The organism is Massilia sp. P2_C2, from assembly GCF_056404615.1.
On sequence record NZ_JBFUDR010000006.1, the window covers coordinates 1 to 12,032 of the forward strand.

Consider the following 12,032-nt stretch of genomic DNA (forward strand, 5'->3'; position numbering starts at 1 on the left):
GGCGACGACGGTGCCCGGCCCGGCCCGGCCGCCGCCATTGCCTATCGCCAAGCGTACCCGCACGCTGCGGTCCGCGACGTTCGGGAATACCTGGGCATCGGCGATGTACACGGGCGACGTCGCCTGCAGCTTCACGGCGCCGACGATGCCGTTCCAGCTCATGCCCAGCGAGTCCGAAACGCTGTGCGAATCGGGCCGGTACGCCATCAGCACGCGCGAATCCACGCGCACCGTCACGCGGTGCCGGCCCGGCGCGACGAGGCCCAGCTCGTACTCGTGCGGGGCGACGAGGCTCAGGTTGGCACCGAGCGCCCGGCCGTCGATCCAGGCGCTGGAGCCCCAGCGCGGCCGCTCCAGGTGCAGCACGATGCGCTTGCCGGCCCAGGCGCGCGGCACGTCGACGTCGCGCTGGTACCACGCGGCGCCGAGGTAGTGGCGCGGCGGCTGGCTGAGGAACGGTACCTTCACCTGGCCTGGCGTCGTATAGCGTTGATACTCGTCGCGCAGCGACCAGTCCTTGTCGTACAGCGACAGCACCCACGGCGTGCGCGCGGTGATCTCGTCCCCAAAGCCCTGCGCGTTCAGGATGCCGGGCACGCGGATGCGGTCCGGCAGCGCGCGGCCTTCCCAGTGCGCGGCCACGCCCGCATCGTCGCGATCGAGTGCGAAGCGCCAGTCGCCGGACAGGTCGAGTGCATCGCCCGCCCGGGCAGGCGTTGCGCACGCCAGCGCGAGGGCCACCACGCCCGTGCGCATGCTGGTACCGAACGTCATCCCCATGCCAGGATCAACCGCCGAAGCGGAAGTCCGCGCCCACCATGATGCGGCGCCCGGCGTAGCTGTAGTCCAGGATGCTCGGCGTTCCGTTCGAGAACGGCACGTAGGAACCCTGGCTGTTGCTCGTCGCCGTATTGCCCAGGTTGCGGCCCTCGACGAAGACGTCGAATTCCGGCGTGATGCGGTACTGGATCTTGGCATCGACGTAGCGGGTCGCGTCGCGGAAGTTCGGCGAACCCGGGTTGTAGGCCGGCGGACGGGTATTGCCGCTCGCGTTCGGGTAGTTGTTCGGCGCCGTGCCGCTCGACCCCGCGAGATTGGTGAAGAAGCTCGACACACCCTGGACCGCGACACGCGCCGACAGGCGGCCGTCGTCGTACCAGAACGCCCAGTTGTACTGGAACTTCGACTCGCGCAGCGGGGGCAGCGGCGTGCCGGTCAGCAGGTCGACGATGTTCTGCGTCGAGGTCACCGAGGCCAGCTTGGTGTAGTTGCCGTCGAAGCCGAGGTAGCGCAGGCGCCACGGCAGGAACGTGAACGCGGTCTTGGTGTTGAACTCCCAACCCTTGCGCGTGGTCGCGACGCCGTTCTCGTACGTCGGGAACGAGAACGGCAGCTCGGCCAGCGACTTGCCGGTCGTCGGGTCGACCAGCGACAGCCCGAGCGGGCCGTTCACCGTCTGCACGATCGCCGGACCGACGATGCCGCGCTGGTTGAAGTAGGACAGCGAGAACATCGTGTCCTTGCTCGGATAGTATTCCGCGGTCCAGTTCTGGTTCAGGTTCTTCTGGGCCTGCAGCGCCGGGTTGCCGACGGTCTTCGTGCAGGTCTGGGTACCCTGGGCGTCGACCCGCTCGTCGTAGCGGCACAGGCCCGCCGGCAGCAGGCTGGTGACCGGGGGACGGGCGACCGTGCGGGCGCGGTTGTAGCGCACGACGAACGTATCCGGCACGAGCCATGCGGCCAGGTTATAGATCGGCAGGAAGTCGTGCGTCGTCGCGTCCACCGCAGTGTTGGTCGACACCGTGACGTCATTGGTGCCGCCCGGCGCGTTCGGGTTCGCCGGGTCGAAGCTGGCCGTGCGCGTGATCGACTGGAACTGCATGTTGCCGATGCCATGCACCTTGGTGCGCACGTAGCGATAGCCGATGTTGCCCTCGAGCTCCCAGCCGAACGGCAGCGAACGGCCGGTGAACGGGATGTGGTCGATGTTGAAGTCGCCCATGACATACAGGGCTTCGGAGCGCTCGCTCATCCGGGTCACCGGGGCCTCGTAGGTCTTGCCGTCGGTGCCCTTGCAGCGCTCGATGCAATCGAGGTTCGCGTTCGTGATGCCGGCCAGCTGGAACACCTTCGGCACGTCGATGCTCGGCCAGTTGGTCACCGCGCCGCCGAACTGGCCGTTGGCGCCGTTGAAGAACTGCGTGCTGGTGATGTTCCCGTTCAGCGACTTGGCGATGATGTCCTGGAACTGCTGCGGCGTGACGTTCACCACACCCGAACTCTGGGAATCCCAGCGGTTGCTCGGCACATAGCCGTACTGGCACTTGTTGCCGCCGGCACCCAGCGAACCGGCCGTGTCCTGGCAGCCCACGAGGGTGCTGCGCACGAGGCCGGGGATCGCGTAGACGATCGGATTCGTGCTCACCTGGTAGCCGTTGCCGCCGCGCGTGTCGTAGCGGGTGTCGCGGAAGTTGAAACCGGTCTTGAAGCGGGTGAAGAACGGGATCGCCTCGGGCAGGCGGAACGTGAAGTCGGCCTTGGCGGTACGCTCCTCCGTCTCGGTCTTGCCCGGCGTGTAGGTCAGCTGCGGCTGCGAATAGGTCAGCAGCGGCTGCTGGGCCGCCGTATACGCCGGGATATTATTGATGTTGGTGGTGCCCGCCGTCGCGGCCGCCTGCGCGGCCGGCTGCACCAGCCGCGCGTAATTGGCCGGGTTGTACAGGTCGAAGCTCGACCCCTGCGGGAAGTTATAGGCCCACAGTCCGGCCGGCGTCACGGACAGCTGCGCCGCGCCATAGTACGAGGCGAACGTCGTGCGGAAGGTTTCCGTCGTGTAGTTGGACCGCGCATCGCCGATCATCCACTCGGCGGTCATCCCGTCGCGCTTCCACTCGCCGCCCGTCTGGAAGTATTTGGTGATGGTGTCGGATTTCTGGAAGATCTGGTCGACGCCCGCGGCGCCGTCGCCGATGCTGAAACCGGTGACGTGGTGGCTGGCGTCGACGGTGACGGACGACGGATCGACGTTCGCGACCGCGCCCTGCACGGCCGGCCCGTTGCTCAGGAAGCTGACCGTGCCCGGGTACAGGTAGTAGCCGGCGCCATCCGCGCCCGGCGCCACCGACCGCACGCCATTCTTGTCGACGAACGTCTTGGCCAGGTTGACGTTCATGCCGCCCAGGTTCAGGAACGAATTCTTGTTGTCGGTGTGGCGCTTCGAATAGCTGCCCTTCGCGTACACCGTCAGATCGCGGTTGACCCTGAAGTCGGCGCGCAGGTCGAGGTCCTGGCGGCGGTCGATCTCGGTCTGGATCTTGTTGCGGATCAGCGAAGGCGTGTAGTCGTTCCACTGGTTCAGGCAGCTGATCAGCTCATTCTGGCGCTCGTTCACCGCATTCGTGCGGTTGGACGAACCCAGGTTCTTCAGGGTCGCGTCTGCCGTCGTCAGCTGCGGGAAGGCCGAATAGCAGTCCGCCTTGGACTTGGCTGCCGCCGACATCGTCAGGATCTCGTACGGCGTATGGGTCAGGTAATTGCCGGTGCCGTTCGTGTATGGATAAATGCCCGTCGAGCCGGCTGCGGGACCGGCCGGCGTCGCCGCCGCGGGGTCGGCCATGTTCAAGGTGGCCGGGTTGTACGTGAAGGTCTTCTCCGGCGAATTGTCGAAGTCGATCAGCCGGGAATAACCCTGGTTCGCGCTGGTCGCGACCTGCATCTGGTGCTGTTCGTTCGCGGTCGTCGACTTCGAGGCGTTCAGGATCACGCCGAGGCGGTTGTCCAGGAATTTGCGCGACAGGATGACGTTCGTGTCGGGCTCCCACTTCTTGTTCAGGTTATTCGTCGTGCCGGCCACGCGCACCGAGACGAACGGCTCCTTGAAGTCCAGGCCCGTGCGGGTCTTGATGATGATGCCGCCGCCCAGCGAGCCCTCGACCATGTCCGCGGTGGAGCCCTTGACGACGTCCACGCTCTTGATCAGGTCGGCCGACAGCTGGCGGAACTCGCTGCCGCGCCCGCCGGCCCCGGCCGCGCTGTTCGCCGACTGCACGGCCTGGCCGTCGATCTCGACGCGGGTCAGGTCGGGACCGTTGCCGCGCACCGCGACGGTGACGCCCTCGCCGAAGTCGCCGCGGTCCAGCGCGATTCCGGCCATGCGCGAGATCGCCTCGCCGATGTTCCGGTCCGGCAGCGAGCCGACGTCCTCGGCCACGATGGAATCGATCGCGGTGGCCGCGTTCTTCTTGCGGGCGATCGACGACTGCTGCGATTTGCGGGTCGACACGACGACCGTCGCGATGCCGCTGGCGACCTCGTTGTTGCCCTGCGCGGCCGGTGCCGGCGCCGCTGCGGATGCGGTCCCCGCAGCCTGCGCGGTCGCTGCGTCCGCTGGCGTCGGATTGTCCTGCGCGAGGGCGGCGTGGCTCGCCACCAGCGATGCCAGCGCCAGCGAGACGGCGCAGGCGAGCGGCGTGGGACGGATGACGGTTCGGATGTCGTGCATTTTCTCTGTCTCCTGGATGGACCGCCTCGGGCGGTCTGCTTGTTCGCGGCGACGCCGCACATCTGGCGCTGCGGTCGTCGACTCTTTTGCCAAGAAACAGTGTAGGGTGGCAACCCCGCGTTGTGATATATCAGCGAGAAATACTCATCGACGTGAGCGAATCGGGCGCGCGATGACGCACGAAACGATCAGGAACGCGCGCGATTCCTTTTTTGCGCAGGATTGGGAAAATTTGGCCGCGCAGGTTATCGCGGCGCGGCGGCGCGGTCGCGGATCGGGATGAAACGCGCAATCCGGTGATCGATTCGCGATGCGCGTCCCGGTCTCACGCCCGCTCGTCCGGGCTGGTCAACGCGCCACGAACGCTGTTAGGATTGCGGCACGCGGCACGGCCTGCGTGTCCGCCTTCCTTTCCGCACCAACCAACACAGTAATCCTTGCGATGACCAAACCTTTCAAACGCATCCTGTTCACCGGCGCCGCCGGTAACCTGGGCCGCCGCCTGCGCGAACGCCTGCACGCATTCGCCGACATCGTGCGCCTGGCCGACATGGTCGACGTCGGCCCGGCCGCGGCGCACGAAGAGATCGTCGCGTGCGACCTGGGCGACCGCGACGCCGTCATGCGCATGTGCGAAGGCGTCGACGCCATCCTGCACTTCGGCGGCATCTCCACCGAAGAGGAATGGGCGCCCATCATGCAGGCCAATATCCTCGGCATGGTCAACCTGTACGAAGCCGTGCACAAGCTGGGCATCCGGCGCGTCGTCTTCGCCAGCACCAACCACACGATGGGTATGTACAAGACCACGGACCTCGTCGACGCCACCATGCCGCCGCGCGCGGACGGTTATTACGGCGTATCGAAGGTGTTCGGCGAGACGCTGTCGCGCTATTACTGGGACCGTTTCGGCGTCGAGACCGTGTGCATCCGCATCGGCTACTGCTGGCCGGAAGCGACGAACTACCGCCAGATGACGACGTGGCTCTCCCTCGACGACCTCGTGCAGCTGCTGCGCCGCTCGCTCGTCACGCCGCGCGTGGGCCATATGATCGCGTTCGGGATCTCGGACAACGACGGTCGCTGGTGGGACAACCGCCACGCCGCCTTCCTCGGCTACAAACCGAAGGACAGCTCGGCCCAGTTCGCGCACAAGCTGCCGCAGGAAGTCCAGTATCCGCCCGCCGACGACATCACGACGTTCTACCAGGGCGGCGTCTTCCTCCACAACGGTCCGAAGTACCGGCCCTGAACGGCCCGGCGGCGCGCCTTCGTGCGGCATATGTCGTCTGACATCCTATAACCTCGTAGGGTGGGCACCCCTGTGCCCACGCGTAACGCCAACGTAACGCCAACGTAACGCAAACGCCCCGCGTGGGCACGGGGTGCCCACCCTACCGGCAATTTTTCGGCAAACTTGTCTGACAAGTGGTCTGCACGGCTATAATCACGTGTGAACCCATAGCCAATGATGCCCGCATGAACTCGCCGACCACCCTGCTACCCGCCCGCAAGAAATACCGCAACCTCGCCCAGGGCGTGGTCGAGGAACTGAGCGCGCGCATCCGCCGTTCCGAATTCAACCCCGGCGACAAGCTGCCGCCGGAAGCGGCGATCATGGAAGCATACGGCGTGAGCCGCACCGTCGTGCGCGAGGCGATCTCGCAACTGCAGGCGGCGGGCCTCGTGCAGACGCGCCACGGCATCGGCACATTTGTGCTGGAACCGCCGGCGACGGCGCTCGGCATCGGCCGCGACAGCGTCGTCACGGTGCGCGACGTGCTCGCCATCCTCGAACTGCGCATCAGCATGGAGACGGAGGCCGCCTGGCTCGCGGCGTCGCGCCGCACCGACGAACAGGTGGAAARGATGGGCGCGGCGCTGGGCGAGATGCAGCGCGCGCTCGAGAACGGCCGCACGTCCGTCGAGGCCGACGTACGCTTCCACCAGCTGATCGCGGAAGCGACGGACAACCGCTATTTCGTCGAACTGCTGGGACAACTGGGCAGCGCCATCATTCCGCGCGCCCGCCTGAACACGCCCGGCCTCGGCGAGGACAAGCCGGCCGACTACCTGGAACGCGTCAACCGCGAGCACGAGGATATCTACAAGGCGATCCTGCGGCGCGATCCGGAAGCGGCCCGCGCCGCCATGCGCACCCACCTCTCTAACAGCCGCGAACGGCTGCGCGAGGCGCAGCAGCGCCTGCAGGACCAGCCGGCCCGCTAGGGCGATGAGCGCAGCGGACCCATGGCAATACTGCTCTGGCACGCAGCAAACACGGCAAACGTCAGCAGGAATGGGCCGATCCTGGCCCATTGACCGGCGATCCGCTCGTTCGACCACGTGAGCGTCGCGGTAAACGAATCGGCGCCGACGGACACGCTGATGTCGTGCATGTCGAGATACCGGCGCACGGTCGGCGAGACGGCCTTGACCACTGCCTCCTTGATGCTGAAGACCAGTTGAATGAAGCCCGTGGCGTCCTCGCATGTGTCCAGCAGGGACTTTTCCTCCTGCCCGAGGACCAGATAGGCAATCTGTTCGATGTCCGCTTCGTGCCGCCGGTCGAACAGGTCGATGCCTATCCCCCGGGCGAACGACGACCGCACCACGGCGGCGGCGCAAATGCCCGACTCATGTGTGATCGACCCGGTGACGCCAGCGGGCCACACCGGCGCGCCGAGTGTGTTGCTTGGCAGGCTGGACGCCCGCACGCCAAGGCTTCCGAGGGCGGCATGTGCGCACCACCGCCCCGCAATGAACTCGGCCCGCCGCGGCAGGAGCGCATTGGCAATCCGTGCGACGTCGGCGGCAGGAACATCGAAGTCCAGGGAGGCGGCGACGCAGCGCGCAGCGCCGTCCTGCGGCAGCCAGGCCTGCAGGATCTCATTGATCGCTGGCGGCCATCGACTGTCGACGCACGATCCGGCCCGCATACCCGTCCGTCAGGCCGCGCGGCGCTGTGCCGAGCAAAGATGATCCGCGAGATACGCCGCATCCTCCCCGACACCACCGAGCAAGCCCGATTTCTGCTTGTGCAACCAGGGCAAGCCGACAAAATAGAGGCCCGGCTGCCGCGTGACGCCGCGCTCCTGGACCGGATAACCGTCGGCGTCGAAGACCGGGAACCTGACCATGTCGAAATCGAAGCGGTAACCGATCGCCCAGACGATGCTGCGGATGCCGCTTGCACCGAGATCGAGTTCGGACGCCGGTTGCACCGCATAGCCGTCCTGGAGTTGCGGCAGCGTCTCCGCCGGCAGCTCCAGACCCGCCCTGGCGATATAGGCATCGATGTTCTGCAACATGCCTGCCTCGAACCTGTCGGCCTTCGCCAGGTTGTCGTGGAGGTCCTGCGCCAGCAGGGCTTTGCCGTCCTGCACATCCTGCAGGCGGCCGACGAGACGGATCCCGTCGCGCGCAAACTGGTGCAGATTGAGGGAACCGCCATCGGACTTGCCGGCCATGTGCGGGTTCGCGGCGAATTTTTCCTTTGGCGACGTCAGGGTGTCCACGGTGCGTTCCGAAATGCCGAGCAGCGCGGCCCACTCCATGATGTCCTTGCCCCGGTAGCGGCGCGGAATCCGGCCGGCGCCACTCACGCATAATGTGACCGGGCGTCCGCTCTGGTGAATCTCCTGCGCGATCTGGCAACCCGACTGCGAACTGCCGACGACGAGCACGCCCCCTTCCGGCAACTGCGACGGATTGCGATAACTGCCGGAATGCAGTTGCGTGATGCCGGACGGGACCCGTGAGGCGAAAGCGGGCACCTTCGGCGCCTGGAACAGTCCGGTCGCCACGACGACGTGTCTCGCCTCATAGACAGTGTCGCGCGTACGGACAACGAATCCGCCATCCACACCGGCTTCCACCGCATGCACCTGGGTATTCGTCCGCAGGGGCAGCCCGAACTTGTCGGCATAACCGGCAAAAATCGCCACGACTTCATCACGGGTGAGAAAACCTTCACGTTGCGCGCCGGTGTATTCGGCACCCGGCAGGCGAAACGTCCAGTTCGGCGTCACGAGCGTGAACGAGTCCCAGCGTCCGTCTCGCCACGCCGGCCCGGCCTGGTCCGCCTGCTCGAGGATCAGGTGCTCGCGGCCCTGCTTCTTCAGGTAATAGCTGGTGGCCAGGCCTCCCTGCCCGGCGCCGATGATAATGGTGTCGATCTTGTTGGTCATATCATTGCTTGTTGTTGAGTTTGCGGCCGTACAGGGCACACGCCGGGCAAAAGCCGATGAAGCCGAAGAATGCAAAGGCCAGCGCGCCGACGATGACCAGTCCCCGCATCCAGGGCGCCAGCGGCACGAACAGGGCGGCGGCAATCACCATGATTCCCGCGACGACGCGCAGGATGCGTTCCCAGACCGGGAGATTTTTTTGATAGAACATGTTGAGCCTTTCTCGTTGGGGAAAAACGGTCCTTCATGTAGCGAAGGCCGCATGCACGGGCCGGTGGCCGGATGCCGTCATGGCGCTTCCGCCTGCCATCCGCCACCCATGACATAAGCAAGCTGGGTCGACGCGAGCAGCCCTTGCAGCCGGTTGCGCGCGACCTTGAGCTCGGCGTCGGACAGGTCACGCTCCGCGATTGCCACATCCAGGTAATTGACGGCCCCCTTCTCGAAACGGACGCTGGCAATGCGCGCAACCTGCCGGGCCGATTCCACGGCCGACTGCAGCATGCCCGCCTGCCGCCGGTACGATTCGACGTCGCCCAGCGCATCGTCCACCTCGCGCAAGGCAATCAAGAGCTTGACCTTGTGTTCGTTGACCGCCGCCTGGTAGCGTGCGTCGGCGATTTTCTGGTTCGCGCGGATCCGGCCGCCATCGAGCACCGGGAGCGAAATGGCGATCGGCCCCACGGAGAACTGGCGCGAGGCCCGGTTGGTCAGGTTGTGCAAATCCATCGAGGCGAAGCCGAAATTCCCGGTCAGGCCGATCGACGGATAAAACGCGGTGTCGGCGATGTCCTTTTGCGCCAGCAGGGCGCGCAGGTTTTGCGTCGATGCCGCCAGGTCCGGGCGCCGTGCCAGGATCGCTGCCGGCACGCCCGCGCTGATCCCCGGCACCTCCGGCAGGCGATATGCCGGGTTGCGCGGCAGGGTGAAATCCTGCAGCGGTTTCACGGTCAGCGTCGCCAACTCGTGTTCGGCAAGATTCATGCGACGCCGCGCATCCTCGATCTCGACTTCGGTATTGTCCAGGTCGAGCCGCGCGCGTGCCGGCTCGAGTTCGCTGATCAATCCGTGCTCGTAGCGGTTCCTGAGCACGGCCACCGCGTCGGCACGCCGGTCGCGTATGCGGGTCAGCAAGGCCATTTCGGATTCGGCCAGGCGAAAATGCCAGTAGTTCACCGCGACTTCCCAACTGAGCACCTGCTCCACCATGCCGGCGTAGGCCTTTTCTGCCGCGACCCCGGCATTCGCAGCGTCGACCGCGTTCGCTACCCGATTCCACAAGTCCAACTGCCAGCTCGCATCGAATCCGGCGGCATATTTATTACCGCTGATGGTGTGATGGCCAAGGACCTCACCCAGCGGCGTGTTTTCCGATGTGCGCGAGCGGCTGAAGCCCGTGCTCGCGCCCAGTTGCGGCATACGGTCGGCATCCGCCGTCTGCACTTGCGCGCGCGCCGCCAGCTCGCGCAATCGGGCCACCTGCGTATACGGATTGTCGCGCAACGTCGTTTCCACCAGCTCGTCGAGCACGGCATCGTCATACATCCGCCACCAGCGGCGCTGCAGCGCTTGCCCCGATCCCACGCCCGCGTTCTTGTAAGCGGCCGGTACGGGTGCTGCCGCCGGCATCGACGCCTTGTTCGGCGCGCCTGCGCAACCTGCCAGCGCCGCCATCAATGACGCGCAGATCAGGGTAGGTTTGGACATCGTCATAGTTTCCAGATTTTCTGTGTCATTGATTATTTGCCTGCCGCCACGACCCGGTCAGCCAGCCAGATCGCGGCGATCGACACCAGCAGCACGCAACCCAGGATGAAGAAGCAGTCGTCGTAGGCCATGACATACGATTCCCTGCGCACGAGGTGGTCGATCACGGCGATGGCCTGCTGGTGCGCGCCGGACGCGTCCCCGTTGCGCAGCGCAAATTCGCTGCCCAACTGGCCCAGCCTGTCCAGGGTGGCGTTCGAAAACAGGGACACCGATTCCCCGATACGCGCCGAGTGAAAATGCTCGCGCAGGGTAATCGTCGTGGCGAGGATCGCCGTGCCCACGGCGCCGCCGAGGATGCGCGACATGTTGTACAGGCTGGATGCCGACGACAGGTTGGCAAGCTCGACCCGGTGAATGGCGAAGTTGGACAACGTCAGCACGATCAATGGCTGGCCGAGCGCCCGCAGCACCTGCGACACGACCAGCTGGTCATGGCCGGTGCTGGCATCCATCCGCGCATTCATGAAGCACGACGCCGCGAACAGCAGCAGCCCGGCCGTGCAGATGACGCGGTTGTCGATGCGCCTGGAAAGGACTGCGGCGACAGGCATCATGACGATCTGGGGCAGGCCCATCCACATGATCACCTCGCCGATGCGCAGCGTGTTATAGCCTGCGATCTCGGACAGGAACAGCGGCAGCACGAACGTCGACCCGTACAGTCCCATGCCGGCCGCGGCGCCCACCAGCGACGACACCCCGAAGGTGCGGCGCGCGAACAGTCCAAGGTTGACGAACGGCTTGCTGCGCTTCAGGAGGAGCGCAATCCAGGACAGGATCCCTGCCACGGCCAGGACAAAGCTGGCACGAATCATTACGGAGGAAAACCAGTCCTTGCTATTCCCCTCTTCCAGGAACACGATCAGCGAACCCAGTCCGACCGTCATGGCACCGATCGCCGGCCAGTCCGCCTCGCGCAGCAGCGACAACTGGAGTTTTTCGCGGCCGAGCCCGTAAGCCAGGCCGGCCAGCATCAACACGCCCGGTACCCAGTTGATGAAAAAGATCGATGGCCAGCCGTAGAAATTCGTGAGGATGCCGCCCAGGGTCGGGCCGAACGCGGGCGCGATCGTACTCGACAACATGAGCCACGCCAGTCCGGCCGCGCGTTTATCCGCCGGCAGGCGGGTCAGGATGAGGGTCATCGCGGTGGGAATCAGTGCGCCGCCGGTGAAGCCCTGCAACGCCCGGAACACGATCATCGACGGCAGGTTCCACGCATAGCCGCACAAGGTGGAGAACAGCAGGAACAAAGCACTGTTGCCGACCATGTAGACGCGTACCCCGAACACCCGGACGAAGAATGCGGTCAAGGGAATCGCGATGACTTCGGCCGCCAGGTAGGCGGTGGTCATCCATGAGCCCTCTTCCTGGGTCGCCGAGAGCGAGCCCCGAATCTCGCGCAGGGACGCGTTGGTGACCTGGATGTCCAGGATCGCCATGAAGACGCCGAGAATCGCCGCATAAATGGCGATCCAGGTGCGCCGGCTGACTTCGGGCGCCGGTGCCTGTGCGCCGGCGCCGGCGCGCGGCATGGCGCCGGTCTCGCTTTGGGTGGCTGCGTTCATGTG

At 65.7% G+C, this 12,032-nt stretch carries 9 protein-coding genes; 2 read left to right on the forward strand and 7 right to left on the reverse strand.

The features are described 5' to 3' along the window. Both AC1DYX_RS01485 and AC1DYX_RS01490 read right to left on the reverse strand, forming a co-directional pair. Positions 1-774, reverse strand: a 774-nt coding sequence (locus AC1DYX_RS01485; protein ID WP_477255570.1) for a hypothetical protein, incomplete at its 3' end; no start/stop codon positions are given. 13 nt (positions 775-787) lie between these two features. Beyond that, positions 788-4,501 carry a TonB-dependent receptor gene (locus AC1DYX_RS01490; RefSeq protein ID WP_477255572.1) on the reverse strand — a complete coding sequence of 1,238 codons (3,714 nt, stop codon included), beginning with the start codon at positions 4,499-4,501 and terminating at the stop codon, positions 788-790. 442 nt (positions 4,502-4,943) lie between these two features. Between AC1DYX_RS01490 and AC1DYX_RS01495 the strand changes: the two genes are divergently transcribed. Beyond that, positions 4,944-5,753 (forward strand): NAD-dependent epimerase/dehydratase family protein, encoded by an 810-nt coding sequence (locus AC1DYX_RS01495; RefSeq protein WP_477255574.1) that lies wholly within the window; start codon positions 4,944-4,946, stop codon positions 5,751-5,753. Between the two features lie 227 nt (positions 5,754-5,980). Beyond that, positions 5,981-6,730 carry a FadR/GntR family transcriptional regulator gene (locus AC1DYX_RS01500; protein WP_477255576.1) on the forward strand — a complete coding sequence of 250 codons (750 nt, stop codon included), beginning with the start codon at positions 5,981-5,983 and terminating at the stop codon, positions 6,728-6,730. Here AC1DYX_RS01500 and AC1DYX_RS01505 read toward each other — a convergent pair. The 5 genes from AC1DYX_RS01505 to AC1DYX_RS01525 form a co-directional block, all read right to left on the reverse strand. Continuing rightward, positions 6,727-7,440, reverse strand: coding sequence for a 4'-phosphopantetheinyl transferase family protein (locus tag AC1DYX_RS01505; protein ID WP_477255578.1), 714 nt, complete (start codon positions 7,438-7,440; stop codon positions 6,727-6,729). The genes AC1DYX_RS01500 and AC1DYX_RS01505 overlap by 4 nt on opposite strands. 9 nt (positions 7,441-7,449) lie before the next feature. Then, the gene (locus tag AC1DYX_RS01510) at positions 7,450-8,691 is read right to left on the reverse strand and encodes an NAD(P)-binding domain-containing protein (RefSeq protein ID WP_477255580.1); all 1,242 of its coding nucleotides are present in this window, start codon (positions 8,689-8,691) and stop codon (positions 7,450-7,452) included. Between the two features lies 1 nt (position 8,692). Beyond that, positions 8,693-8,902 (reverse strand): YgaP family membrane protein, encoded by a 210-nt coding sequence (locus tag AC1DYX_RS01515; RefSeq protein WP_477255582.1) that lies wholly within the window; start codon positions 8,900-8,902, stop codon positions 8,693-8,695. Between the two features lie 77 nt (positions 8,903-8,979). Beyond that, positions 8,980-10,398, reverse strand: coding sequence for an efflux transporter outer membrane subunit (locus tag AC1DYX_RS01520; RefSeq protein WP_477255584.1), 1,419 nt, complete (start codon positions 10,396-10,398; stop codon positions 8,980-8,982). A 32-nt stretch (positions 10,399-10,430) separates the two neighbouring features. Next, positions 10,431-12,029, reverse strand: coding sequence for an MDR family MFS transporter (locus tag AC1DYX_RS01525; protein ID WP_477255586.1), 1,599 nt, complete (start codon positions 12,027-12,029; stop codon positions 10,431-10,433). Between the last annotated feature and the right edge of the window lie 3 nt (positions 12,030-12,032).